The 25366-nt window shown below is 66.0% G+C and carries 17 protein-coding genes and 4 pseudogenes; 11 read left to right on the top strand and 10 right to left on the bottom strand.

Annotated features, from left to right (window positions below):
- Nucleotides 1-21: 21 nt before the first annotated feature.
- Entirely contained in the window at nt 22-3183 is a 3162-nt protein-coding gene (locus Atep_RS14420; protein WP_213379137.1) for an efflux RND transporter permease subunit, read from the bottom strand.
- Nucleotides 3180-4412: an efflux RND transporter periplasmic adaptor subunit gene (locus tag Atep_RS14415; protein ID WP_213379136.1), complete on the bottom strand. Its 1233-nt coding sequence runs from the start codon at nt 4410-4412 to the stop codon at nt 3180-3182. Before Atep_RS14415 ends, Atep_RS14420 begins: the two co-directional genes overlap by 4 nt.
- Before the next feature lie 96 nt (nt 4413-4508).
- Here Atep_RS14415 and Atep_RS14410 point away from each other — a divergent pair, with 96 nt between their 5' ends.
- Entirely contained in the window at nt 4509-4844 is a 336-nt protein-coding gene (locus Atep_RS14410; protein ID WP_213379135.1) for a flagellar protein FliT, read from the top strand.
- Between the two features lie 27 nt (nt 4845-4871).
- Here the strand turns inward: Atep_RS14410 and Atep_RS14405 are convergent, their stop codons facing one another.
- From Atep_RS14405 to Atep_RS14390, 4 genes and pseudogenes are all read right to left on the bottom strand, one after another.
- On the bottom strand, nt 4872-5711 hold the full coding sequence (locus Atep_RS14405; RefSeq protein ID WP_236786265.1) for a competence/damage-inducible protein A: 840 nt from the start codon (nt 5709-5711) through the stop codon (nt 4872-4874).
- Nucleotides 5692-6108 (bottom strand): PaaI family thioesterase, encoded by a 417-nt coding sequence (locus Atep_RS14400; RefSeq protein WP_213379134.1) that lies wholly within the window; start codon nt 6106-6108, stop codon nt 5692-5694. Before Atep_RS14400 ends, Atep_RS14405 begins: the two co-directional genes overlap by 20 nt.
- 404 nt (nt 6109-6512) lie before the next feature.
- Nucleotides 6513-6746 (bottom strand): annotated as a pseudogene (locus Atep_RS16785) (Txe/YoeB family addiction module toxin); the annotation flags it as partial.
- Nucleotides 6743-7009 (bottom strand): type II toxin-antitoxin system Phd/YefM family antitoxin, encoded by a 267-nt coding sequence (locus tag Atep_RS14390; RefSeq protein ID WP_213379133.1) that lies wholly within the window; start codon nt 7007-7009, stop codon nt 6743-6745. The gene Atep_RS14390 and the pseudogene Atep_RS16785, both read right to left, overlap by 4 nt.
- 156 nt (nt 7010-7165) lie before the next feature.
- On the opposite strand from Atep_RS14390, the gene Atep_RS14385 reads away from it, so the two are divergent.
- Nucleotides 7166-7954, top strand: coding sequence for a site-specific DNA-methyltransferase (locus tag Atep_RS14385; RefSeq protein WP_213379132.1), 789 nt, complete (start codon nt 7166-7168; stop codon nt 7952-7954).
- Nucleotides 7955-7962: 8 nt separating this feature from the next.
- On the opposite strand, the pseudogene Atep_RS14380 reads toward Atep_RS14385, so the two are convergent.
- Nucleotides 7963-8689, bottom strand: a pseudogene (locus Atep_RS14380) (transposase).
- Nucleotides 8690-8782: 93 nt separating this feature from the next.
- Here Atep_RS14380 and Atep_RS17195 point away from each other — a divergent pair.
- The 4 genes and pseudogenes from Atep_RS17195 to Atep_RS14365 form a co-directional block, all read left to right on the top strand.
- Nucleotides 8783-8914 (top strand): annotated as a pseudogene (locus tag Atep_RS17195) (IS982 family transposase); the annotation flags it as partial.
- A gap of 286 nt (nt 8915-9200) precedes the next feature.
- Nucleotides 9201-10460: a metallophosphoesterase family protein gene (locus tag Atep_RS14375; RefSeq protein ID WP_213379131.1), complete on the top strand. Its 1260-nt coding sequence runs from the start codon at nt 9201-9203 to the stop codon at nt 10458-10460.
- Nucleotides 10460-13981, top strand: coding sequence for an ATP-binding protein (locus tag Atep_RS14370; RefSeq protein ID WP_213379130.1), 3522 nt, complete (start codon nt 10460-10462; stop codon nt 13979-13981). The genes Atep_RS14375 and Atep_RS14370 overlap by 1 nt, the downstream gene beginning before the upstream one ends.
- A 184-nt stretch (nt 13982-14165) precedes the next feature.
- Entirely contained in the window at nt 14166-15794 is a 1629-nt protein-coding gene (locus tag Atep_RS14365; protein ID WP_213381756.1) for an IS66 family transposase, read from the top strand.
- A gap of 96 nt (nt 15795-15890) precedes the next feature.
- Here the strand turns inward: Atep_RS14365 and recC are convergent, their stop codons facing one another.
- The gene (gene recC / locus Atep_RS14360; protein WP_213379129.1) at nt 15891-19481 is read right to left on the bottom strand and encodes an exodeoxyribonuclease V subunit gamma; all 3591 of its coding nucleotides are present in this window, start codon (nt 19479-19481) and stop codon (nt 15891-15893) included.
- Between the two features lie 158 nt (nt 19482-19639).
- Nucleotides 19640-20122 carry a LuxE/PaaK family acyltransferase gene (locus tag Atep_RS14355; RefSeq protein WP_213379128.1) on the bottom strand — a complete coding sequence of 161 codons (483 nt, stop codon included), beginning with the start codon at nt 20120-20122 and terminating at the stop codon, nt 19640-19642.
- Between the two features lie 274 nt (nt 20123-20396).
- Here Atep_RS14355 and Atep_RS14350 point away from each other — a divergent pair, with 274 nt between their 5' ends.
- On the top strand, nt 20397-21512 hold the full coding sequence (locus Atep_RS14350) for a glycosyltransferase (RefSeq protein WP_213379127.1): 1116 nt from the start codon (nt 20397-20399) through the stop codon (nt 21510-21512).
- Here the strand turns inward: Atep_RS14350 and Atep_RS14345 are convergent.
- Complete coding sequence (locus Atep_RS14345; protein ID WP_213379126.1) at nt 21476-22843, bottom strand: O-antigen ligase family protein; 1368 nt, start codon at nt 22841-22843, stop codon at nt 21476-21478. The two genes, Atep_RS14350 and Atep_RS14345, sit on opposite strands and share 37 nt — an antisense overlap.
- Nucleotides 22844-22987: 144 nt before the next feature.
- Between Atep_RS14345 and Atep_RS14340 the strand changes: the two genes are divergently transcribed.
- The 4 genes and pseudogenes from Atep_RS14340 to Atep_RS14325 form a co-directional block, all read left to right on the top strand.
- Entirely contained in the window at nt 22988-24151 is a 1164-nt protein-coding gene (locus Atep_RS14340; protein ID WP_236786259.1) for a glycosyltransferase, read from the top strand.
- A complete protein-coding gene (locus tag Atep_RS14335) occupies nt 24105-24914 on the top strand; it encodes a hypothetical protein (protein ID WP_213379125.1) in 810 nt (269 codons plus the stop codon). The genes Atep_RS14340 and Atep_RS14335 overlap by 47 nt, the downstream gene beginning before the upstream one ends.
- Nucleotides 24915-24988: 74 nt before the next feature.
- Nucleotides 24989-25219, top strand: a complete 231-nt coding sequence (locus Atep_RS14330; RefSeq protein WP_213379124.1) for a ribbon-helix-helix domain-containing protein — start codon at nt 24989-24991, stop codon at nt 25217-25219.
- A pseudogene (locus Atep_RS14325) lies at nt 25216-25365 on the top strand (PIN domain-containing protein); the annotation flags it as partial. The gene Atep_RS14330 and the pseudogene Atep_RS14325, both read left to right, overlap by 4 nt.
- Nucleotide 25366: the final 1 nt, after the last annotated feature.

The raw sequence follows: 25366 nt of genomic DNA, 5'->3' as shown, positions 1-25366 counted from the left end.
AGAGCATCTCGAGCCGTATCATTATGGACGGACCTCAGTGGACTGGATCGCGTTGGGTTCACCGCTACCGCTCCGGGAAGCACCGCCATGCACCCATTCGCGCAGCCGCTGGAACACCACATAGAGCATCGGGATCAGGAAGATACCGATCGAGGCCGCCGCCAGCATCCCGCCGAAGACCGCCGTGCCGACCGCGCGCTGACTGGCCTCCCCGGCTCCGCTGGCCAGGATCAGCGGCACCAGCCCCAGGATGAAGGCGAAACTGGTCATGAGCACGGCCCGGATCCGCAGACGCGCACCCGTGACGGCGGCCTCCTGGATGGATTTGCCCGAGGCGCGCTGCTCCATGGCGAACTCGACGATGAGGATGGCGTTCTTGCTCGCCAGTCCGATCAGCACCACCAGACCGACCTGCGCATAGAGGTCATTGGGCAAGTGGGCGATCAGGAGTGCCACCATGGCCCCGAACACGCCGACCGTGACCGAGAGCAGCACCGCCGCCGGCATCGACCAACTCTCGTAGAGTCCGACCAGGAACAGATAGGCGAAGAGCACCGCCAGACCCAGCACGATCGGCGTCTTGCCGCCGGCCTCCTTCTCCTGGAGCGCGGTGCCGGTCCAGTCGAAACCATAGCCGTTCGGCAAGGTCTCGGCCGAGACGCGCTCCATGGCCGCGATCGCCTCGCCCGAGCTGTAACCCGGCTTGGGGCCGCCCTGAAGCGTGACACTGCGATAGTTGTTGTAACGCTGGATGAGCTGGGGGCCGACGATCAGCTCGGCGGACATGAGCGCGCGCAGCGGCACCATCTCACCTGCGGTGTTGCGGACATGGATGCGGTAGACGTCCTCGAAGGCTTCGCGGTCGGACTCCTCGCCCTGGACCTTGACCTGCCACACCCGACCGAAGCGGTTGAAGTCGTTGACATAGTAGCCGCCGAGCGTCGACTGGAGCGCGTTGAAGATGCTGTTGATCGGCAACCCGAGCGTCTGCGCCTTCTCGCGGTCGAGCTTGAGATCGACCTGCGGATTGGTGGTGGTCCAGGTCGAATAGACGCGCGAGAGCACCGGATCCTGATTGGCCGCCACCACCAGACCGCGCATCACCGCCGCCAGATCGGCCGGTTCGCTGCCCTGGAGATCGAGCAACTGATACTCGAAGCCGCTGCCCGTGCCCAGACCCACGATGGGCGGCAGGTTGAAAGGCATCACGCGCGCCGCCGACAGACCGGCGGTTTCGACGGCGATGCGCCGGATGACCGCCGTCGCCTTGAGCTCCGGCGTGGTGCGTTCCTCGAACGGCTTGAGCCGCCCGACGATCGCCGCCGCGTTGGACTGGATGCTGCCGTCGACGATGTTGTAACCGGGGACGGCGATCACATGCTCCACCGCCGGGTCGGCGAGCACGATCTTCTCGACCTGTTCGACGACCGCCTGGGTGCGGTTGACCGAAGCGCCCTCGGGCAACTGGACATGGGCCATGAAGGCGCCCTGGTCCTCGGTCGGCAGGAAGCCGGTCGGCGTGACCTTGAACAGCCAGCCGGTCGCCAGCCCGACACCGGCGATCAACACCAGCACCAGGAGCGAGAACCGCACCAGACGCCGCACCACGGACGCATAGCCGTCGCGGATCCGATCGATGCCGCCCAGGACATAGCGCATGGGGCCGCGCCTGTGATGCGTCGGCTTGAGCAGGATGGCGCACAGCGCCGGCGAGAGCGTGAGCGCATTGATCGCCGAGATCAGCATCGAGAAGGCGACCACGGCCGCGAACTGCTGGAACAGCTGTCCGGTGATGCCGGGGATGAAGGCCACCGGCAGGAACACCGACAGCAGCACCAGGGTGATGGCGATGATGGGGCCGGTGATCTGGCCCATCGCCTTCTTGGCCGCCTCGCGCGGTGACAGCCCTTCCTCTTCCATGAGGCGCTCGACGTTCTCGACCACCACGATGGCATCGTCGACCACGATGCCGATGGCCAGCACCATGGCCAGCAGCGAGATGGTGTTGAGCGAGAACCCGATCAGCAGCAGGAAGGCCAGGGAACCGATCAGGGCCACGGGCACCGCGATCAGCGGGATCAGGGTCGCGCGCCGGCTGCCCAGGAACAGGAACACCACCAGGATGACCAGCACGAAGGCTTCGAACAGGGTATGGACGACCTTCTCCAGACTCGCCTTGACGAAGTCCGTGGTGTCATAGACGACCGCATACTCGAGATCGTCCGGGAAGCGCTCAGCCAGCTTCTTCATGGCCGCGTCGACGCCATCGGCCACCGCCACCGCATTCGCGCCCGGTGCCAGATAGATGGCCATGGCCGCCGTGGGCCGTCCATCGAGTCGGCTGGATGAATCGGACTGCTTAGAGCCGAGTTCCACGCGCGCCACGTCCCGCACCAGGATACGCGAGCCGTCCGGGTTGGCACGCACCAGGATGCGCTCGAACTCATCGACATCGCTCAGCCGGCCCTGGGTCTGGAGCGTGATCTGGAACTGCTGATCCGAGGTCATGGGCTGGGCGCCGATGCGCCCGACGGCGGCCTGGACGTTCTGACTCTGGATCGCCGAGACGACATCCGAGGGCATCAGTCCGAGCGCGGTCAGCCGATCCGAATCGAGCCAGATGCGCATGCTGTAGTCGAGCGGCCCGAACTGCGAGACCTCGCCGACACCGGGCACGCGCGCGAGCGTGTCGGTGACGTTGATGGCGGCATAGTTGCTCAGGAACAGCCCGTCATAGGAATCCTTGGGCGAATAGAGCGCCACCACCTGCAACATGGCCGAGGACTTCTTCTTGACCGTCAGTCCCTGGCGCTTGACCTCCTCCGGAAGCTGGGCCATGGCCAGATTGGCGCGGTTCTGGACGTTGACCGTGTTGATGTCCGGGTCGGTGCCGAGTGCGAAGGTGACGGTGAGGGTATAGCTGCCGTCGTTGTTGCTCGACGACTTCATGTAGAGCATGTTGTCGACGCCGTTGATGCGCGACTCCAGCGGCTGGGCGACGGTCGACTCGACCACGGCCGCGCTCGCGCCCGGATAGCTGGTGCTCACCGAGACCTGGGGCGGGACGATGTCGGGGAACTGGGCGACCGGAAGCTGGGTCAGCGCCACCAAGCCGACCAGGGTCGGCACCACCGAGATGACGATCGCCAGTCGCGGGCGATCGATGAAGACGTCCGAGATCATGGCTGCGCCTCCGTCTCGGCCTGCTGGGGCGGAACGGCCTTGACCGGCTGACCGGGGGTGACGCCCTGGATGCCCTCGACGATGACCAGATCACCGGCGCTCAAGCCCTGGGTGACGGCGATCTCGGCGCCCTTGGTCTGGCCGGTCTTGACACGGCGGACCTGCGCCTTGCTCTCGGCGTCGACGATCAGCACATAGAGTCCCTGCTGATCGACCTGCAAGGCGGCCTGCCGGACGAGGATCGCCGACTCCGGCTCACCGCTCTGCACCACCACGCCGACGTACTGACCATCGACCAGCAGGCCGTCCGGATTGGGTAGCTCGGCGCGCAGTGTGACCGAGTCGGTCGCGCGGTCCGTGGTGACATCGACGAAGTCCAGGTGCCCGGAATGCTCGTAGAGCCGGCCGTCGGGCAGACGCACCTGGATCACGACCTTACGCGGATCGCCGCCCTTGGACTCGATCTGACGGCGCGCGGCGAGCAGATCGCGCTGGGTCACGGGGAACCGGACATGGATCGGATCGCGGCTGACGATGGTGGCCAGCACGCCCGAAGACGGCCCGACCAGATTGCCGACGCTCAGATTGGCCAGACCGATGCGACCGGCGATCGGCGCGGTGATCCGGGTGTAGCTCAGATCCAGGCGCGCGGCGTTCAGAGCGGCCTGGGCCTGGGCGATGCCGGCCTTGGCCACGACGGCCGTAGCCTGGAGTTCGTCGACCTTGGCTTGCGCGATGTTCTTCTGCTTGAGCAGCTCCAGACCGCGCGCAAGCTGGGCCTCGGCGTTCTGTGAGTCGGCCTTGGCCTTCTCCAGATCGGCGGCGCGCTGCTCGACCACGGCGGCGTATTGATCGGGTTCGATCACGAACAGCACATCGCCGACCGCGACCGTCTGGCCTTCCTTGAAGCGTCGTTCTTTGAGGAAACCTTCGACCCGCGCGCGCAACTCGACCCGATCGATCGCGACCACGCGCCCGACGAACTTCGCCTCCTCCTCGATGGTCTTGGTCTCGGCGGCGACCGCGATCACGCTCGGCGGCGGCATCTCGCGCTTGGCGGCCGTGGGCTTGGCCGGTTCGCAGCCGGTGAGCGCCAGTGCCAGCGCGGCGCACAGGACTCCGGTCTGAAGGCAGCGGGCGGATGTCGAGATGGACGGGGGTGAGCCTAAGAGCGAGGACGAGCGAGCGGGCGAGATCCGGCGTTCCGGCATGGCGGCGTGAGCAGGCATCGAAAGAGATCCTCGTCGACCGTGGGCGAAGCCGGCATATTAAACCGACACCCCCGGATCGGATACCACCGAACCCGTTTGAACTGGAGATTATCGATGGCCAATCTGACGGATCTCATCACCGACCTGGTCGCGGCGACGGATCAGATGAAACCTGCCGCTCAAGGCGACGACTGGGACATGGTCGAGCGTCTACAGAAGCGCCGCCGCGTCCTGATCGAGTCGATCGTCGAATGCGCCGAGCATGAACCCATCACCGAGTCGGACGCCGAGCGTCTTCGCGTCGTGCGCCGTCAGGAGGCGACCGTCGCGGCGCTCGCCGGTGCCCAGCGGCAGGCGTTGAGCGAGGCCATCGCCGAACTCCGGGGCGAAGGCCGCATCGACAGGCTCAACCGGATGCAGCGCGCCTATCGCGACAGCGGGCATTCCTGAGCCGCGTCCCGAGGGCGGGGCCGGCGTTCAGTCCCCCGACGTTCCATCGACCGGCGCCTCGACGTACTCGATCGCCGAGTCTTCGAGTGCCTGACGCAGCTCGCGCATGGCGTCATCGAGTCCATCGCGCCCGCGAAAACCGAGCCGGATGTGCGGATCCTGACCCATGTGCGGCAGGCTGAAGTGCTTGAGTTCGGGATACTCCAGGGTCAGGCGGCGCATCAGCGGGATCAATTGACTCTCGGGCACGCCGCGCACCAGCACCGCCGATTCGCGCATCGGGATGCAGCGCCCGAAGTGCCGGTCCAGCACCCATTCGGCCATCGGCCGGGCCATCTTCGGGAATCCGGGCAGAAACCAGTGCCGCGCCAGCGTGAACCCCGGCATCCGGTTGACCGGGTTGGGCACCAGATCCGCCCCCGCCGGCAGATCGGCCATGAGGATGCGATGCGGATAGGCCGACTCGCCGAACTTGTCCTCGATCAGTTGCGCCGCTTCGGGATGGCGCACCAGCTCGACATGCGCCGCTGCCGCCGCACAGGCGCGGGTGTGATCGTCCGGGGTCGCGCCGATGCCGCCGCAGACGAACACCGGCTCGGGCCGTCCCATCGAGAAGCGCAGATGCGCCGTCAGCACGTCCGGGTCGTCGGGGAGCATCCAGTAGCGGGCCAGGCTATGACCGCGCTCGCCGATCAGGCGCTTGAAGGCGGGCAGATGCCCGTCGATGCGCGCACCGTTGAGCACCTCGTCGCCGACGACGATCAGACCGAAGGCGACCGGCTCGCGGGCTTCGGTCTCGGTCTCCACGTCGTCCAGCGGCTCAGGTCCGGCGTCGGGCGCATATCCGTCAACGACCGATGTAGTCATCGAGCGCCTCCTGTTTGCGATAGACGGTGCCCTGCATCAGCGCCACGGCTTGACCGGCCTCGTCGCTGACGCGGATCACATAGGTCGCGAGCTTGGGATTGATCGAGACCTCCTCGGCCTCGGCGATCAGCAACCCGCGCCGCGCCGCCTTCATGAAGGAGACCGAGACGTTCACGCCGAGCGCGACCGTGCCATGTGAGTTGGAAGCGACCGCGAACACCAGATCGGCCAGACTGAAGATGGCCGCGCCATGCGCCACGCCGACGGCGTTCAGATGCCGGTCGTCGATCAGCAACTGAGCGCGCGCACGCCCCGGCCCGACCTCCAGCAACTCGATGCCGACATGGGCGGCGAAACGGTCGTTACGGAAAAAGTCCCGGATTTGGCTTGGATTCATCAGTCTTGTGCGAGAAACCCCGTCCTTGACCGGCGGGGAGGGATAGCGCACCGCACGTAGCGCGGTTAGGCGGCCCATCTCGCGTCCTCCGTTACAGGTTTGGGTTGAAGGGTGTAGCCATAGCCGTCGGCGCGTTGCAGCAGACGGCAATAGCGATGTGAAATGCCTGCGACCGTACCCTCGGGCGTCTGGACGTTGTGAACGACCCCGTGCGCCGGATGAGATAGCCGCGCGGGAAGCCGTTGTTGAACGTGCGCGCGCGGCTATTGAAAACGCCTGTAGTCTCAATTTCCTCTTCCGAGTCTCAGAGGGCGGCAACTTGGGTTAATGTATCCGACGCGCGCTAGGCGGCAGCATCCCATGGATTGAGCACCTTGACACCTGTGGGCGTGAAGTGCCGAATTCAGCGCGGTGTCGGTGGCGCGATAGACCAGGCGATGGGTATCGTCGATTCGACGTGACCAATAGCCGGAGAGGTTGCCGCGCAGTGGTTCGGGCTTGCCGATCCCGGCGAAGGGTTCACGCGCGGCATCAAGGATGAGTGCGTTGAGGCGCTTGAGCGTTTTACGATCCTGCTGTTGCCAGTACAGATAGGCGTCCCAGGCATCCGGGACGAACTGGATCGCGCGCACGTTCAGTCCCCGTCGGCGTCGAGCAGGGTGCGTGGCTGCGCCTGCCCTTCCCGATCCTGTCGGATTGCGCGCTCCAGGGCGGCAGCGTTGGCGGGCGTCGACAGCAGGTGCAGGGTCTCCATCAGACTGTTGTAGTAGTCGAGCGACATGACGACCGCATCGCCTTGGGCATCGCGGCGGCTGATGATGGTTACGTCCGCATCCTGAAGCACGTCGTCGAGGACGGATTTCAGGGCATTGCGGGCATAGGAGTAGGTGACGACTTTCATGGTGAGAAACCTGTACATGCAGTTGGGCAAGTTTAGCATGATGGGCGGGCGACTGAGTCGATATACTGTCGCCGTGAACTCCAATGCGCGGGAGGCGGCCTTCGGTGAGGTCAAGCAGCTCGTGCTCTCGAATCATCAGGACTGGAACGACCGAAGATGCCCCAACTGACCTGGCTCGGCGATGCCGAGGCCAAGCGTGCCGTGCGGCGCGTGTCCTATCGATTGCTGGAAACGCAGTCCGTCCACGGCGACCCGGACGCCGACAACTGGCTCATTCAGGGCGACAATCTGGAGGCGCTCAAGGCGCTGTTGCCGTTTTGCGCGGGGCGGGTCAAGTGCATCTTCATCGATCCGCCGTACAACACCAAGAGTGCCTTCGAGCATTACGACGACAATCTGGAGCACAGTCAGTGGTTGTCGATGATCTATCCGCGTCTGGAGCTGTTGCGCGATCTGCTCGCCGAGGACGGGTCGATCTGGGTCACGATCGACGACAACGAGGGGCATTATTTGAAGGTCGTCATGGATGAGGTGTTTGGGCGGCGGAATTTCGTTGCTTCACTGATTTGGGAGAAAGCCGACTCGCCAAGAAATTCGGCACGTCAGTTTTCGGTCGATCACGACTACATCTACGTGTATTCGAAAAACTCGGAATGGACGCCAATCAAATTGCCAAGATCAGAGGAAGCCAACTCAATTTATTCAAATCCTGACAACGACGAGCGTGGGCCGTGGTTGCCGGGCGACCCGTATGCGAATAAGCCATACTCGAAGGGGCAATATTCGATCACCGGCCCCACAGGTCGAACGTTTGCGCCGCCTCCAGGACGCTACTGGAGAATCTCAGAAGATCGGCTTCGAGAGTTGGACTCCGAAGGGCGCATTTGGTGGGGGCCAACGATTGTGCAACCTCTTTTCTGTAAATTTTCGTGGCGGGTGTCATGACGCCGGGGTTACGGGTTGAGGTTGAGATAGACCTTGCCGGTCATCCACTCGTCGTCGAGTTCGGCGAGCAGAGCCGAGACCAGGCGCAGGCAAGACTCGGGGTTCGGAAAGATGCCGGCCACCCGAGTCCGTCGTCGGAGCGCGCGGTTGATCCGTTCCAAACCATTGGTGGTGCGCAGCCGCACGCGGTGCTCAGCGGGAAAGTCGAACACAGTGAGACTGTCCGGGATCGCTGCCTCGGCCCACTGGACGAGCTTGGGATGGTCTTTACGCCATTGGGTAAGCGCCTCCCGCCACAGTCGATCGGCCTCGGTTCTATTAACGGGCGTCCAAGAAGAGATAAGGCGCCTCACCCAAGAGCCGCTGCAGCACCTCGATCACCCGTCGGGTGGAGACCCCTTGGACGTACATCTCGGCGAGCGCGAGATTCACCGCCTGTTCGGTGCGGGTGCCTTTGTCGAGAGCCGAGGGATAAAACTCACCGGAACGCACTTGCGGCACCTCAAAGGTCACTTCACCGAACCGGGTCAGCAGGGTCTTGGGCTTGAACCCGTTGGCGTCATCGCGCCGACTCGCTGTTCGCTCGTAGGGCTTGGCGCCGAGAAACTCGCTTCGCTCGATCTTGGCCGCTGCATTGACGAGGATGCGCAGCGCTTCACCGGCGCCGTCCAACCCATGCTCAAGCAACACCGCATAGGCCGCTTCCAGAGGGTTCGTTTCGACTCGCATCGCCATGGGGACTTCTACTCCTTTCTCAATGTCTTGGCGCCGGACCTCCCGCCACCGCCACGTCAGTACGACGGAACGGAATTTACAGAAAGAAAGATACACAACTTTGAAACCACCGGCAGTTTGCTCGAACGCCTGTTGCCCAAACATATCCATAGCGTGACCGCCGCCGGATTCGAACTCAAGACGGCTTTCTTCATCCCGGCCTGTAGCCTCAATTTACTTTTCTGAGTCTCGGTGGGTGGCAACTTGGGTTATGAAATATCCCCCGCATCTCGGTGAACGGCGGCGCGACGATGCCTTGGCGAGCTGGGTTTACCCATCAAGGACGCGGCCCAACGATTCGGGATCTCGCGCGTCCTGCACGGGCATGCCGCTGGCTGGCCGACAGCAGTGGCTGGAACGGTTCAGTGCTTGCAGGCCAGAGACGTCAAGGTCGCGGCGGCCGGCTTGACCGCCACGCCGCCGCTCATGCACAGTTCGATCATTGCTGCCACATCAAGGGACGCGATCGACCGTGAAATTCATCCACGCGGCAGACATTCATCTCGACAGCCCGTTACGCGGCCTGGAGCGCTATGAGGGGGCGCCGGTCGAAGCCTTGCGCGGGGCCACGCGCCGGGCGCTGGAGTCGCTGGTCGATCTGGCGCTCGATGAAGCGGTCACGGCGGTGCTGCTGGCCGGCGATCTCTACGACGGCGACTGGAAGGACTACAACACCGGATTGTTCTTCGCCCGCCAGATGGAACGACTGCGCGCGGCGGACATTCCCGTCTTCGCAGTGACCGGCAATCATGATGCCGTCAGCCAGATCACCCGCCGGCTGCGCTTGCCCGCAAACGTCCATCTGTTCGCCACCCGCGCCCCGGAGACCCAGGTCCGCGAGGATCTCGGCTTCGCGGTGCATGGTCAGGGCTTCGCCTCCCGTGCCGTCAGTGAGGATCTGACACGCGCCTATCCGGCCCCCTGTTCGGGGCTGTTCAATATTGGACTATTGCATACCTCGCTCGACGGGCGTCCCGATCATGACACCTATGCGCCCTGCTCGCGCGATGGTCTGCGCACGCTCGGCTATGACTACTGGGCGCTCGGGCATGTGCATCGGCATGAAATCGTCGACGAGTCGCCCTGGATCGTCTTTCCGGGCAATCTCCAGGGGCGGCACGCGCGCGAGACCGGACCCAAGGGCTGTTGCCTGGTCGAGGTCGAGGACGAGCGCGTGCAACGGGTCGAGCTGCGAGCGCTGGATGTGGCGCGCTGGTTCGACTGTCGGGTGGATCTGAGCGCGGTGGCGAGTCTGGAAGAGGTCTATGCGCGTGCCGAACAGCGGTTGAGTGCGGCGCTGGAGTCGGCGGATGGACGGCTGGCGGCGGTGCGGTTGCGCTTTGCCGGCGTCTGTGCGGTCCATTCACGTCTGCAAGCCGTTCAGGATCATGTGATCAACGACTGTCGCGCCCTGGCCAACGCGCTCGGCGGCGAAGCGATGTGGCTGGAAAAGGTGCTGATCGAGACCCGCCGCGAGCCGTCGGCCGCCGAGCGCCTGATTCGGGACGAGGCGTTCGGCAGTCTGCTGAGCGTGATCCGCGACCTGGAACTCGACGACGAGCGGCTGGAGCGGTTGAGTGCGGAGTTCTCCGATCTGGCCGCGAAGCTTCCGCCCGAGATCCGCCGCGGCGATGAGCCGTGCGATCCGGGGTCGCCGGCCTTTTTGCGCCACAGTCTCGCCGAGGCGCAGGAGTTGCTGTTGGCGCGACTGCTCGATCCCGGTGAGCCGTGATGAAGCTTCTCGAACTGCATCTGCTCGCCTATGGCCCCTTCACCGATCGACGTCTGGATCTCAGCGCCGGTCAGGAGGGACTGCACCTGATCCTGGGCCTCAACGAGGCCGGCAAGAGTTCGGCCCTGCGCGCCCTCAAAGCGCTGCTCTATGGCGTGCCCGAGCGCACTCAGGACAGCTTCGTCCACGGCCATTCCGAGCTGCGCGTGGGCGGGCGTCTGCGCGAGGCCTCGGGGCGCGAGCTGCACGTCTACCGGCGCAAGGGACGCCGCAACACCCTGCTCGACGCTGACAACCGGGTGCTCCCGGACGAGGCGCTGAACGATCTCCTGCATGGCGTGGATGCGGCGCTGTTCGAGCGGCTGTTCGGCCTCGATCACGACGCCCTGGTCAGCGGCGGCGAGAGCCTGTTGGCCGAGCATGGCCGCGAGGCCGAGGCGCTGTTCGGCAGCGCACTGGGTCGCGCCCGCATCCAGGCCGTGCTGGGCGCCCTCGACCGTGAAGCGGCCGAACTCTTTGCGCCACGTGCGCACAAGCCCGTGATCAACAGCCATCTGAGCCGGCTCAACGACCTCCAGCGCCAACTGCGTGAGGCGTCCCTGTCGGCGCGCCATTGGGATGACGCGCGTCAGGAACGCGACCGGCTCCAGGCCGAACTCGCCGGGATCGAGGCCCAATTGGCCACCGCCACGGCGCGCCGCCACACCCTCGAACGCCTGCGCCGCACCCTGCCGGGGCTGGCCCGACGGGCGCGGTTGCGCGAACAGCTGGAGGCGCTGGCCGACGCGCCCCAGCTCCCGGATGACTTCGGCGCGCGCTGCGACAGCGCCGACCACCAACGCCGACTCCTGCGCGAGCAGCAACGAACCGCCCGCGCGCGTCTGGCCGAGCTGACGACCAAGGCCGACGCCGAACCGCTGTCGGACGCGCTGCTCGCCCAGGGCGAGGCCATCGATACCCTGCGCGAGCGGCTCGGCAGTCATCGCAAGGCCGCGCAGGATCGTCCCAATCTGGTCGCCATGGCCAATGCGCAGCGCGAACTCGCCACGCGGCGTCTGGCGGCGATCCGTCCCGAACTGACGCTCGAGGACGTCGAATCGCTGCGTCCGCTGCTCGACCGCCGCCGTCAGGCCACCGAACTGGGCGGACACCGCGAAGCCGTGGAGAAGGCCGTCGCTACGGCGAGCGCCAATCTGGCCGACACCGAGCAGGCGTTGGCCGAAGCGCGTGCCGCCCTGTCTGAAATCGCCGCCGACCCACTGGATCTCGAGGGTCTGGAACGTGCCGTACAGGCCGCGCGGCGCGCGGGGGATCCGGATCGCACCATCGCCGACACCGAAGCGCGCCTGCGTCTGCACGCCGAACGGTGCGCGCGCGAACTGGCGGCGCTCGGACTCTGGACGGGCGATCTCGCCGGTCTGCAAGGCGCGCCCCTGCCCGGCGAAGCGACGCTACGCCGCTATGCCGCCGAGGCGCTGTCGCTGGACGAGGAACAACGGCGGCTCACCGAAGCGCGCGTCGGGAGCGCCGCCGAGTGCCGTCGGCTCGAACAATCGCTGCGCACGCTGCAACTGGCCGGGGCGGTGCCCAGTGAAGCCGATCTCGAACAGGCGCGCGACCACCGTGAACGCGGCTGGCAACTGCTTCGAGGTCAGTGGCTCGAAGGGCGTGATGTTCGGGCCGAGGCCGCCGACTATGCCTCCGGGACGCCACTGCCTGAAGCGTTCGAGAGCGCTATGACCCAGGCCGACGCCCTCGCCGACCGACTCAGACGCGAGAGCCGGCGCGTCCATGACCAGGCACGGGATCAAGCCGCCCTGGAGACACAGACGCGCGCGCGCGCCGATCTGGACGCCGCACTCGAGGCCCTGAACCGGCGTCGTCAGGCGCTCGAGGCCGACTGGCAGGCCCTCTGGCGTCCGTGCGGAATCCAACCGCGCTCGGCCGGTGAGATGCTCGACTGGCTCAACCGCGCTCAACGACTTCAGGAGCGGGCGACAGCGGAGGATGAATTACGTCAGACGCTGGAGACCCAGCGCGCCGAGCGCACACGGCATCTCCAGGCGCTCGCCGATCGGCTCGACGCCCTCGCCTCCCCCGTCCGGCCGACGACCCGGCCCGAGACACTCGCACCCCGGCTCGATCAGGCCGAAGCCTGTCTGCGCGAGGGGCGACGCGTCCAGGAGCAACGTCGCGCCCTGAGCGAAAAGGTCGCCACGCTCCAACAGCAGCGTCAGCGTCTCGAACGTGCCCTGGAGCGCGCACGGGCCGATCGCACCGCCTGGCAGACCGGCTGGGCGACGCTGACCACCGATCTGGGACTGCCGTCCACGGCCACGCCGGCGGATGTCTCGGACCATCTCGACGCCATCGCCGCCATCCTCACGTGCATGGATGAGGTCCGCCGTCTGGAGGCGCGTATCCAGGGCATCGACCGCGACGCCCGCCAGTTCGCCGCCGACACCCAGGCACGGCTGGAGTCTCTGGCTCCGGATCTGCTCACCGCGCCGGTCGAGATCTCGGTTCCGCAGCTGCATCAACGGCTCATCCGGCAGCGCGAGGCCCTCAGCCGTCGCAACGCACTGCGCACGCAGGCCGATCAGACCCACATCGAGCTCGGTGAGACCGAGGCCGCGTTGCAGGCGACTGAAGAGACGCTGGCCGAGCTGTGTCGGCTGGCCGGCTGCACCGACCCCGAGGCGTTGCCCGCCGCGCTGGAACGCTCCCGCACCTATGCGCGTCTGACCGAAGAACTCCGGCGCGTCGAGGACGAACTGATCGCCGGCGGTGACGGTCTCGATCTCGCGGCCCTGGAGCAGGAGGCGCAGGGTGTCGAGACCGAAGCGGTGGTGCATGAACATCTGAGGCTCGGTCGTCTGATCGAACAGGAGCTGCAACCCCGCCATACCGAGGCGCTCGAACGTCGCATTCATGCCGAGCGCGATTTCAGCGCCATGACCGGCGCCGACAGCGCCGCGCTCCTCGCCGAAGAAGCCGAGCGCACGCGCGCCGGTTTGCGCAGTCATACCGAACACTATGTCCGGCTGCGCCTGGCGGCGCGCCTGCTGCGCGAGGCCATCGAGCAGTTCCGACGCCAAAACCGCGACCCGATCCTGGCCCGCGCCGGCGCCTATTTCGCCCGGCTGACCGGCGCCCGCTTCGCCGCCGTGGAGAGCGATTTCGACGACGCCGATCAACCCATCCTGGTCGGCGTGCGTACCAATGGGGAGCGGGTTCGGGTCGCGGCCATGAGCACCGGCACGCGCGATCAGCTCTATCTGGCGCTACGGCTGGCCCATCTCGATCGTCATCTCGACAGCTCGCCGCCACTGCCGTTCATCGTCGACGATATCCTGATCCAGTTCGACGACGAACGCGCCCGCGCCACGCTCGACGTCCTGGCCGACCTGTCCGTCAGGACGCAGGTGATTCTATTCACCCATCATCATCGTGTCGTCGAACAGGCGCAAGGTCTGAAAGAGGCGGATCGTCGCGTGTTCGTGCACACACTCAACCAATAAAGTTGTCCGCGTCTAAGGATTTGGACTTTGGACAAAGTGTCCTACCAGCCGGCAAAAATCGTTCGCTCACGTACAGTTGGAGTAGACAGTAACTTCTCAATAAGTCATGGCGGCGTTGTCTGACGAGATCCGTTACAGTAGGCGTCATCCCCTGATCCAGCGACCAACCATCACCCACCGCCCCATGCCGATACCGATTCAACTGCCTGACATCCCGGAAGCGGAGCGCACGCCGCTGGTGGAGCAGTTGTTGAGTCTGATCGAAGCGCTGATGGAAGCCAACCAGCGGCAAGCGGAGCAGATCCAACAGTTGCGCGATGAGATCGCGATCCTGAAGGGAGAGAAGGCGCGTCCCGTATTCAAGCCCAGTGGGATGGAGGGGTCAGGCCAGGGCGCGGGGGGAGGCGAAGAGGGCGGTGAGGAGAAGCCACGTCGGGCCGGTTCGAGCAAACGGGCCAAGACCCAAGAGCTGATCATTCACGAAGACTGTCCGATCGCGCCGCGCGAAGAGGTGCCGGCGACGGCGCGCTTCAAGGGCTACCGGGATTTCATCGTTCAGGATCTGCACATTGGGGCGCACAACACGCGCTATCGTTTGGAAGTGTGGCAGACGCCGGAGGGAGAGTGGTTGTGCGGAGAGCTCCCGGCCACGGTGCAGGGGAGTCATTTCGGGGCGGGTTTGCGCGCCTATGTACTCTACCAATACCATCAGTGCCATGTCACCCAGCCGTTGTTGCGCGAGCAACTCCTGGAGTGGGGAATCGACATCTCCGTCGGTCAGATCGACGCCCTGCTCAGCGGTCGCAACGACGTCTTCTTCGCCGAAAAGGACCAGCTCCTGGAGGTGGGGCTGGAGGTCAGCTCCTACGTCACGGTCGATGACTCCGGGGCGCGCCATCAGGGGCGCAACGGCTACGTCACCCACATCGGCAATGACTTCTTCGCCTGGTTCTCCAGCAGCGAAAGCAAGAGCCGGATCAATTTCCGGCGCCTGCTGCAAGCCGGTGAGCCGTTCTACAGCCTCAATGACGAGGCCCTGGCCTATTGGCGCGCCCAAGGTCTGCCTCAGGCCATGTGCCGGGCGCTGATGGCACCGCCGATCCTGGAACTGACGACGACCACCGCTTGGGAGGCCCATCTTCAGACCCTGGGTATCACCCAGGAGCGCCATCAGCGCATCGCTACAGAAGGGGCCTTGCTCGGCGGCGTCCTGGCCAAAGGGCTCTCACGCGAGTTGGTCATCGTCAGCGATGGCGCCGGACAGTTCGCCATCCTGCTCCATGCCCTGTGCTGGGTGCACGCCGAACGCCGGATTCATACGCTCATCCCACTCAATGAGCGCCACCGCCAGGATCAGCAGCGGATGCGCGCCCAACTCTGGGCGCTCTACGCCGACCTCAAGGCGTACCGGTGCGACCCCGATCCCGACGCCATCGCCGGCCTACGCGCCCGCTTCAAGGCCCTGTTCACCCAGAAAACCTCTTGGGCCACGCTCAATGCGCTCCTCAAGCGCCTCAAGGCCCATCAGCAAGAACTCCTTCTCGTGCTCCTGCGCCCCGACATCCCGCTACACACCAACGGTAGCGAGAACGACATCCGCAGCTACGTCAAATGGCGCAAGATCAGTGGCGGAACCCGCAGTGATCTGGGACGCCGCTGCCGCGACATCTTTGCCAGCCTGAAGAAGACCTGTCGTAAGCTCGGGATCTCCTTCTGGGACTACCTCAACGACCGGATTGGGCAGGTGGGCGCTATCCCGCCGTTGCCCGAGATCGTGCGCCAACGGGCTTTAGCCGCCAAGGGCGTGCCGTGAGTTATTGAGAAGTTACAAACGAAACATACCACGAAAACTGTTTCATGTAACACTGCGCAATTCGAGCGAGCGTTTATCTGCGCGCCGCCGGCTCCGCTAACGGCTGATCGTCTTGCGCAGACCGCCATAGAGCCGATGCGCCCAGCGCGCGAACTCGCCCCCGGACCAAAGCGCCTCGAAGCTGTCGTAACAGCGACCGACATAGGCGTTGTATGTGTGATCCAGGTCGAAGGCTTGAAGGGCCGCGTTCCAGGCCTTGAGTTCCTCGGGCGCCGTGCCGTCCTCCAGGGTCTCGGGGCCGTCCTTGTCGAGCCAGGCCATGCCGGCGTTGAGCGCAACCGGCAGCGGTCGCTGCATCCCCTCCCACCAGACGACGAGCAGCGCTTCGAGCCGCTCGCGGGCCTCATCGACGGGCACAGGTTCCAGACGCGCATCGCCTGAAGGCGTCAGCAGGCGGGTCGTGACCGGCTCGCCATCGAGCTGAGCCGCCAGATGCCGCACCCAGGCGCGCAGTGTATTGCGCCACTGATAATGCTTGTCCTTGGTCAGCCCGCTGGTTTGCAGAATGATCTGACCGCGCCCATCGTCGCCCTCGCGCAGATCGCTCAACACATCTTCCAGCACCAGCCGACCGGCCGGTACATTGACCTCCACCATGACCGGAATCGGACGATCGAGCCTCCGGGGCCATTCGCTCAGGGCCGCGTCCCAAGCGGTATGGAGCACCGGCAGATAGGCGATGACCGTTTGCCCCAGACGCTCGCCCAGACTCCCATTCGGCAGCCGTCCCTGCGCCTGGAAGCGCGCGATACCGGCGTGCAGACGCTGCTCCAGTGCCGACCTGTCCAGCCCCGGCTCGAAGGTCCGGCTGATCAGTTCGTCCTTGATCTGCCAGTCCCCGAGACCGTCGAGCGCGAAGGTCTCCACATCGGGCGGCGCGACGACCTCGCCCGGCGCCTTGATCCGCAAGCGCTGATCGAACAACGCCGTGATCGGATCGCGCAGAAAGCCCTGGAGCTGATCGAGATCGACCGGCGTCTCGGGCAACCAGGGCGCGAGCCGCTCGGCGCTGACCGCCGTCGCTCCGGCGCCATCGTGCACCGCCCGCCACTCGCGCGCATAGGTGAAGAGCGTCTTCGCCCGCCCCGGTTCGAAATAGCCGCGCCCGAACGGCTGGAGCGGATGCACGCTGGTCAGCGCGGCGAGCAGCCCGGCGCCGTCGCCATCGGGCCGACGCCAGCCGGCCGCCAGATGATCGCGCAACTGTCCGACCAGCACCGAGGGCGGACGCTCGCTGTTGTCGCGGATGCCGCGCCCGACCCAGCCGATGACCAGCTTCTCGCGCGCCGACAGCAACGCTTCGAGAAACAGATAACGATCGTCCTCACGCCGCGAGCGATCTCCCGGCCGATAATCGTTCGCCATGAGATCGAAGTCGGCCGGCACCCGTCGGCGCGGATAGTCGCCATCGTTCATGCCCAGCAGCCAGATCTGGCGGAAAGGAATGGCGCGCATCGGCATCAGGGTGGCGAAGTTGACCGCCCCGCCCAAGAAGCGCTGTGTCAGGCTCGGCCGATCGAGCCGGGCCAGGAGCGAATCGCGGACGATCTCCAGCGCGATGGGTTCCGTGCCCAAACCGCCCCGGATGCAATCGGCCTCCCAGGCGTCGAGTTCGAGCAGGATACGCGCGAGCGTGACCCCATCGGACTCGCTCGACTCAGCGAAGAAGTCGTCCAGCAGCCTGCCGACCAGTTCGACCCAGCCGGCCGGCGAACGCGGCTCGGTCAGACACTGCCAGTAGGCTTCCAGCCGTTCGAGCAACTGCGCCAATGGTCCCAGGAGCGCCGCCTCCAGTCCGCCGACCTCGTCGTGCGGTTCCACGCCGCGCCAGGGTCCGGCGTCACCGCTGGCAAATCCCAGCAGCAGCCGGCGCAGTCCGAAACGCCAGGTGTTCTGCTCCAGCCCCTCGGGCAGCCCGAGGCCGGCACGCTGGGCCGCATCCAGCCCCCAGCGCACATTGGCCCCGGCGATCCACAGACGCAGGCGCGGCAGATCAGGCTCGTCGAGACCGAAGCGCGTGCGCAGGGCCGGGATGTCGAGCAGGTCGAGCAGCTCGCTGACGGCGAAGCGGGCGCGCGGCAGATTCAGCAGATGCTCCAGACCGATGACCAGCGGGTTGCGATGACGCTGACCCTGATCGGTGATCCGGAACGGGATGTAACGCCGATCGTCCGGATCGAACCGCCCGAAGACGGCCTGGATGTGCGGCGCATGGACGGCGATGTCGGGCACCATCACCAGCACCTCGCGCGGCTGGAGCGGACGGTCGGTGCGTGCCGAGCGCTCGAACTCATCGAGCAGCCGGTCGTGCAGGATCTCGATCTCGCGCTGCGGGCTGTGGGCGACGATGAACTCCAGACTGCGGTCGCGCTCGGGGTCGATGACGGTTCCCCGGTCCCGGCGTTCCTGGAGCGGACGCAGTTCCAGGATGTCGTCCTGCAACTGGTGCAGCAGACAGTCGGCGCCTGGCGAGTCGAAGAGGTCGATCTTGAGACTGTGCGACTGAAAATAGGATTCGTATTGCGCGCGATCGTCGTGCTCGTCGAGCAGGCGCAGATAGTCGCGTCCCTGCTTGCCCCAGGCCGCGAGCAGCGGATGACCGTGCAGATGCCATTCGGACTCGTCGAGATCCGTCGGCGCCTTGCGTTCCGACCGGCGCCGATAGGGCCGGCGAAACAGATCGCGACCCTCGATGATGTCGCCCCAGTAGTGCCGGCAGGGATTGAGCACGAACAGCATCACCTGACACACGGGCGCGATGGCCTCCAGCACTTCCAGCATCTGACGCGGCAGCGAGGACAGACCGAAGACGATGACCCGGCGCGGCAGTCCGACCGCGCGCAGATTCGCGAGGCGCTCCGGGGTGCGATCCTCCGCCTGACCGGCACGCTCCAGGAAGGCCCGATGGACCTCGGCGCGACTGGCCTGGAGCAGCCACGGCGCGTCCGGGCCATACTCGTCACGCACGTCGGCTTGCAGAGCACGCCAGAGCACCGGCTGCCAGCCCTGACTGGCCGGCAGAGCGGCCGGCTTGCCGTCGTGGCGGATGAGAATGTCGCGCCCCTGGCCCCAGGCCGCCAGCCAATCGGCACGATAGACCTGATATTGATCGAACAGATCCGCCAGACGTTCGGCGAGCTGATAGCGCCGGCGCGGGGCGGCTTCCAGGCCATCGACCGCCAGAAAGCCGCGCAGCGGTGCAAGCGCCTCGCAGTGGATGTCGCTCGCCTGGAGCGGCGCCTCACCCGTGAGTCGTTCGAGCAGACGATACAGCCGCCAGGTCAGGGGCGCCTTGTCGAAGGGCGAGGTCTCGGGCAGGTCGCCGAGCACGGTGCGGTAGACGCGCCAGATGAAACGCGCCGGCAACATCACATCGAGCGCGGCGGCGATACCCAGGCCGCCCTCGGTCTCGTTGGCATCGGGTGTGGCGGCCAGCGCGAGCTTGAGCCACTGCGCGATGCCGCTGCTCTGCACCAGGATCGTCTCGTTCTCCAGCGGCGCGAGCGGATGACGGTGCATCCAGGCGACCAGGAGCGCACGTAGTTCCTCCAGCCGGTTGCCCTGGATCAGCATGAAGCCGGTCGGCCAGTCTGAGTCGGCAACGCTCGTCAAGTCTTCGGTGAGCATGATTCGATCCTGTTCGCGGGTTCCATGCGCGTCTCTCATCGCCCAGTGCCGGTCGGGCGCCCGAATTCAGGACGGCGGTAGTGCCCTAATCAGTAGGATGATCTTGCGCTCGCTACAGGCGGCAACGCTCTGACTGCTGGCCTTTGTGAGCAATCTTCTCAGATTGCCATCCTGCGAATAAAGGCACTACCGGCATTGACCAGATAGTGCGCCGGCGTCCGGCTGACCACGCCGCGCACCTGCATGACCTGATCCACCATGGCACGCGCATGACCGAGCGTGAAGGCGTCGAAGAAGATCTGCGATTTCTGTCCCGTCGTCCCGGAGGAGGTCAGATGGGCCGTGACTTCGGACAGGGTGATCGAGCGGATCTCATGTGCCTTGAAGAAATTGGCATGGACCGGCGGCAGGGCCAGCACGGCCTCCAGCCGATCGAGCCGATCCGCGTCTACGCCGTGACGGTGCGCGAAAGCCCGATACCAGGGGGAGCGCTCGAGATGCCAGTGCGTGATGGCCCGCATGGCTTCGATGAACAGCGACTCATGGCGCGCCTCAGGGGCATAGGCCTCCGAGAGCGAGCAGAATGATTCGACGGCGTCGGGCACGGGCCGGGAGGCCGGCTGGGCGGGCTGATCGATCATCAGAGGCAATCCGTGATTGGCGACCTATGGGGTGGAATCGCCGGCCGCGCGCCCCAGCCGGCGAGCGGCGCGAGCGGGCTTGGGTCGATTCCGACCATCCGCGGACGGGGAGCGATCGGGCATTCGAGCGCCATGGCACCGCCCAGGATGTTTGGAGTTTCGAGGGTAGCTGGGGCTCCGGAATCGGTCAAGTTCCACCCAGAGACCAAAGGCCCGGGCGGACGTTCGATCGCAGCAGTCGCGCCGCGCCGATGAGACGATTAAGATCGGCGCCATGTCACAGCCACCCCGCATCGCCTGTTTTCTCTCCACCTCCGGTCACAGCGGCGTCGATCGGCTCGCGCGCCATCTGCTGCCGGCGCTCATCGGACGCGGCTATCGGGTCGATCTGCTCAAGGTCCGCGAGCATGGGCCGCATCTCGAACACTGTGATCCGTTGCCGCGCATCGTCGATCTCGGGACGGCGCACACACTGATGGCGCTGCCGGCCGTGGTGCGCTATCTGCGCCGCGAGCGTCCGGCGGTCATGCTCTCGGACAAGGACCGCGTCAACCGGCTGGCCTTGGCGGCACGCGCCCTGGCCGGTACGCCGACGCGGCTGATCCTGCGTTCCGGGATCACCATCTCGGTGGATCTGGACTCGCGCGGCGTGCTCGACCGCTGGGTCCAGCGCCGATCGATGGGGCTGCTGTATCGCTTCGCCGATCGCGTGCTGGTGCCGAGTCTCGGGGCCGCCGACGACATGGCGGCCTATACCGGGCTGGAGCGTGCACGCATCCGGGCCGTGCCCTCGCCCGTGGTGCCGGCGCGTCTGTTCGACCAAGCCCTGCCGGTGCCGGATCATCCCTGGTTCGCGCCCGGACAGCCGCCGCTGATCCTGAGTGTCGGTGAACTCTGCGGGCGCAAGGACTTCGCCACGCTCGTGCGCGCCTTCGCCCGTCTGCGCGCGCGGCGTCCGGTGCGGCTCATGATCCTCGGCGAGGGACGGCATCGCGAACGCCTGCTGGCGCTGGCCGCGAGCCTAGGGGTCGGAGAGGACTTCGCGCTTCCCGGTTTCGTACCCCAGCCCTATGCCTACATGGCCCATGCCGCGCTCTTCGCCTTCTCATCGCGCTGGGAAGGACTGCCCTTCGTGCCGGTCGAGGCGCTGGCGGTCGGTACGCCCGTGGTCTCGACCGACTGTCCGAGCGGTCCGCGCGAGATCCTGGATGACGGGCGCTATGGACCCCTGGTGCCGGTCGGCGACGACGCGGCGCTGGCCGAGGCCATGAGCGCCACGCTCGACGACCCGCTTCCGCGTGAGGAACTCCAGCGGGCGGCTCGCCGCTTCGAGATCGAGGCCGCGACCAGCGCCTATCTCGACGCCATGGGGCTGCCGGCCTGGGCCTGAGTCTTGGGGGAGGGCGTGTCGGCCCCATGACTGAGTCCATGCAGGGTGCCGGCGACCAGGATCCAGAAGAACAGCCAGTCGGTGCGCACGACGCGATAGTTGAACAGACACCAGATCAGCACGAAGACGAGCGCCGCCAGATAGAAGCGCCCGAGATCGGCGGGCAGGCGTCCGGCGCGGCCGGCCCTGAAACCGGAGCGTGCGAGTGTCCAGACCAGGGCCGTCATCAGGATCAGACCGACGAGGCCGAACTGGACCAGGATCTCGGCATAGGTGTTGTGCAGATGCGGCAGCCAGTGGTCGTGGTCGAACAGCGCCTCGGGACGTCCGCTGTCGGCGATCAGCTCGCGACTGGTGCCGGCGCCCCAGCCGAACCAGGGTCGCTCGCTCCAGGTGTCGCGCGCGAACAGCAGGGCCTTGAAGCGCAGTCCCACGGGGTCGGACTCCACGGCGGATGTCTCACCGCGCGCGATCTCGAGCACGGTGCCCGTGTGTTCGGTGAAGCGTTTTTGAACGATCTCGGTCTGTACCAGCAGTCCGCCGAGCAGCGCCAGTCCGACGACGGGCAGGATGAGTCGGTAGCCCTGACGTCTGATCCGGGCGCCCGTCGCGGCCGAGTGTGCGCGCCATTCGAGGACGACCAGCAGCGCCAGTGCACCAATAAAGGCCAGCCAGGAGCCGCGCGACTGCGATAGCAAAAGCCCTTCGAGCATGAACAGCAGCCAGAACGCCCAGAGCGTCACGCCCAGGCGACGCAGCCGGCCCGACGCGAAGCGTCCCCAGAATGCCTGACGCAGGACGATGATTCCGAGCGCGCCCAGTCCGGTGAACATGCCGAAGGCGATCGCCGGCAGATAGGACTCGAAGCGGGTCGAGAAGAATTCCAGTCCGAAGTTCGCCCAGTCGATCTTGCGCAGCACCGCAAGCGTGAATCCCAGCGCGGCGAGCAGCAGCAGTCCGCGCACCCGCTCGGGCCGACCGGCGCACCAGTGGGCGAGCGGGATGAAGAGCATCAGCTTGAGCCAGTCCCCGCCGCCGCCGAGGATGGTCGCCGCCCGTTCAGTGCTGGGCGCCAGGCCGGCCAGGACGAGGCTGTGGACGATCAGAAAACCGATCAGGATCAGGCTCAGCCGCACGACCGGATCGCGACCGAGCGCATGCCAATCCGGGCGGTGCAGCACGAAGGCCAGGGTCAGCAGCGCCAGCCCGAGCGTGGCGGGCGTCGTCCCGAGCCAGCCGAAGACGGCGAACAGATAGAGTCCGAACAGACCGAGACGCTCCACGCCATCCGGGGGCACGAGCGGAAGTGAGCGGTCGAGCGTCGATGACATGCGGATTCTCGCGTGGGTGGCGGACGGGGAGGGCGCTGGAGCCGCTATAATAGTGTGCTCCGCCTGGTTTGTAGACGCTTTGCCGTCAGCCCTTCAGGCTCAACTCGACGCGGCCGCGCGCCGCCTGGATGGAGATCCGTCGCCGTGTCAGCCGAATCCGTGCCAAATCCAGAGTCGACGCCGACCGCCGACGTCTGCCGGTCGCGCCCCGTCTGTCTGTTCCTGCCGAGCTTCGGCGATGGCGGCGTGGAGCGCATGATGACCAACATCGCGCACGGCATCGCCGAACAGGGCTTCACGGTCGACTTCGTGGTCGGTCCGCCCGACGCGCCCTATCTGGATACGCTGCCGGCGAGCGTGCGTCTGCATCATCTGACCGAGCGCGACCGACGCGCGCGCCGCCGCTTCCTGCACGACTATGTCGAACGCGAGCGCCCGGCGATCGTGCTCACGGCCAAGACCGACGACGATCGGGTCGCGCTCGCCGTCAAGGCGTCCCAGTCCGGCGACACGCGCTATTTCCTGCGTCCGGGCACCACCCAGTCCGAGCGCTGGAACGCGCGTGGGCGCAATCCGCTCAAGCGCTGGTGGGAGCGGCGTCAGCTGAGTGCGCTCTACCGGCGTGCCGACGGCGTCATCGCCGTCTCGCGCGGCGTGGCCGAGGACGTCGCCGCGATCACTGGGCTTGCACTCGATCGCATCCGGGTCGTGCGCAATCCCAACATCACCCCGGAGCTGGAGCAGAACGCACACGCGCCGCTCGATCATCCCTGGTTCGCGCCCGGTGAGCCGCCGGTGATCATGGGTGTCGGCGGTCTGCGGCTCCAGAAGGATTTCACGACGCTCATCCGTGCCTTCGCCCTGGTACAGCGGCAGCGCCCCTGCCGGCTGCTCATCCTCGGTCAGGGACGCCAGCGCGAGCGGCTCCAGCGGCTGGCGGAAGAATTGGGTGTCGGCGGGGCGGTCGATCTGCACGGGTTCGATCCCAATCCGTATCGCTTCCTGGCGCGTGCGGGGCTGTTCGTGCTGTCCTCGCGCTGGGAGGGCTCGCCCAACGTCCTGACCGAGTCACTGGCACTCGGCGTGCCCGTGGTCGCGACCGACTGTCGCAGCGGGCCGCGCGAGATCCTCCAGGACGGGCGCTATGGTCCGCTGGTTCCGGTCGGCGACGTCGAGGCGCTGGCGCGGGCCATGGAGCAGACCCTGCGCGAGCCGCTGGCGCCCGAGGTCTTGCGCGAGGCGGTGAACGACTATCGGCTCGATGTCGGTGCACGGGGGTATCTCGATGCGTTCGGTCTCGCTCGATGAACCAGGGTTTCCCTGGCGGCTGATCAAGCAGCTCTTTCTGCTGTTCTTCCTGGCCAGTCTGGGTCTGGCGATCTGGAGCCATTGGAAGAAGGATCGGTTTCCGCCGCCCGAGTTCTATGATCTCGAACGGCTGGTCGAGCCGCGTCAGACGCGCACCCTCACCGAGCCGTTCGAGATCGAGGCCGAGGGCATTCGTTATCGCATCGAGCCGAAGTTCGACTACGAACTCGATGGCGTGGTGGTCAGTCTGCACGACAGCGACGTCTTCTGGGACATCTACCACACCAAGGACTGGCAGGACTTCATCAACATCCGCGACCTGTGCGTGGTCTGGGGCGAGAATGTCGCCGGCGATGTCTTCCGTGCCATGCGCTACAAAAACAGCACCTGGACCTGCTGGATCTCGACCGACGACCCCCAGGCAGCGCAGGACTTCGCCTGGAATCAGCTCTCCAACAACCATCTGCTCAGTCACGTCGGCTTCGTGCAGCAGGCGATCAAGTCCGCAGAGGTCGGCGACCAGATCTATCTGCGCGGCCAACTGGCCGCCTATTCGCACGACGGCGGTTTCCAGCGCGGCACCAGCATCACGCGCGACGACATGGGCAACGGCGCCTGCGAGACCATCCATGTCGAGGACTTCCGGATCACGCGCAAGGCCAATGCCGGCTGGCGACGGACCTACAGGCTCGCCCTGGGGTCAACGCTGGTCGGACTGCTCGGGCTCACCTGGGTCTTTCTCTTTGCGCCCTATCGTATTTGAACGCCGGGCGCCTCCGCACGGTTCGACGCAGATCAGTATAATTGGGCATATGATTTCTAACGTGGAGATCGCCCATGGGGCAGGTGACTATCTACCTCGATGACGAAACCGAATCGCGCTTGAAGGCATCGGCCGGGAGCCGGGGCGTACCCGTCAGTCGCTGGATCGCCGAGCTGGTGCGTGAGAGGACCGCCACCGAATGGCCCGAGGAGGTCCGCCGACCGGCCGGGGCCTGGCCCGATTTCCCCGATGCCGAGGCGTTGCGCGGTGGTCAGGGTGCAGATCTCCGGCGCGAGCCGTTCTGATGTATCTGCCGGACACCAACACACTGATCTACTTCTTCAAGGGGCAAGGTCGAGTGGCCGAGCGCCTGCTGGCCACGCCCCCCAAGCAAGTAGGCATTTCCGCGATCGTGCTGCACGAACTGCAAACCGGGATCGCCAAATCGACCC

This window comes from Allochromatium tepidum, from assembly GCF_018409545.1.
Lineage (GTDB): Bacteria > Pseudomonadota > Gammaproteobacteria > Chromatiales > Chromatiaceae > Thermochromatium > Thermochromatium tepidum_A.
This window is presented reverse-complemented; position numbering and strand designations above follow the sequence as displayed.

Bases quoted from the DNA above. Each gene is read 5' to 3' on its own strand.
- Atep_RS14420 (WP_213379137.1), bottom strand. From the start codon at position 3,183: ATGATCTCGGACGTCTTCATCGATCGCCCGCGACTGGCGATCGTCATC.
- Atep_RS14415 (WP_213379136.1), bottom strand. From the start codon at position 4,412: ATGCCTGCTCACGCCGCCATGCCGGAACGCCGGATCTCGCCCGCTCGC.
- Atep_RS14410 (WP_213379135.1), top strand. From the start codon at position 4,509: ATGGCCAATCTGACGGATCTCATCACCGACCTGGTCGCGGCGACGGAT.
- Atep_RS14405 (WP_236786265.1), bottom strand. From the start codon at position 5,711: ATGACTACATCGGTCGTTGACGGATATGCGCCCGACGCCGGACCTGAG.
- Atep_RS14400 (WP_213379134.1), bottom strand. From the start codon at position 6,108: ATGAATCCAAGCCAAATCCGGGACTTTTTCCGTAACGACCGTTTCGCC.
- Atep_RS14390 (WP_213379133.1), bottom strand. From the start codon at position 7,009: ATGAAAGTCGTCACCTACTCCTATGCCCGCAATGCCCTGAAATCCGTC.
- Atep_RS14385 (WP_213379132.1), top strand. From the start codon at position 7,166: ATGCCCCAACTGACCTGGCTCGGCGATGCCGAGGCCAAGCGTGCCGTG.
- Atep_RS14370 (WP_213379130.1), top strand. From the start codon at position 10,460: ATGAAGCTTCTCGAACTGCATCTGCTCGCCTATGGCCCCTTCACCGAT.
- Atep_RS14365 (WP_213381756.1), top strand. From the start codon at position 14,166: ATGCCGATACCGATTCAACTGCCTGACATCCCGGAAGCGGAGCGCACG.
- recC (WP_213379129.1), bottom strand. From the start codon at position 19,481: ATGCTCACCGAAGACTTGACGAGCGTTGCCGACTCAGACTGGCCGACC.
- Atep_RS14355 (WP_213379128.1), bottom strand. From the start codon at position 20,122: ATGATCGATCAGCCCGCCCAGCCGGCCTCCCGGCCCGTGCCCGACGCC.
- Atep_RS14350 (WP_213379127.1), top strand. From the start codon at position 20,397: ATGTCACAGCCACCCCGCATCGCCTGTTTTCTCTCCACCTCCGGTCAC.
- Atep_RS14345 (WP_213379126.1), bottom strand. From the start codon at position 22,843: ATGTCATCGACGCTCGACCGCTCACTTCCGCTCGTGCCCCCGGATGGC.
- Atep_RS14335 (WP_213379125.1), top strand. From the start codon at position 24,105: ATGTCGGTGCACGGGGGTATCTCGATGCGTTCGGTCTCGCTCGATGAA.
- Atep_RS14330 (WP_213379124.1), top strand. From the start codon at position 24,989: ATGGGGCAGGTGACTATCTACCTCGATGACGAAACCGAATCGCGCTTG.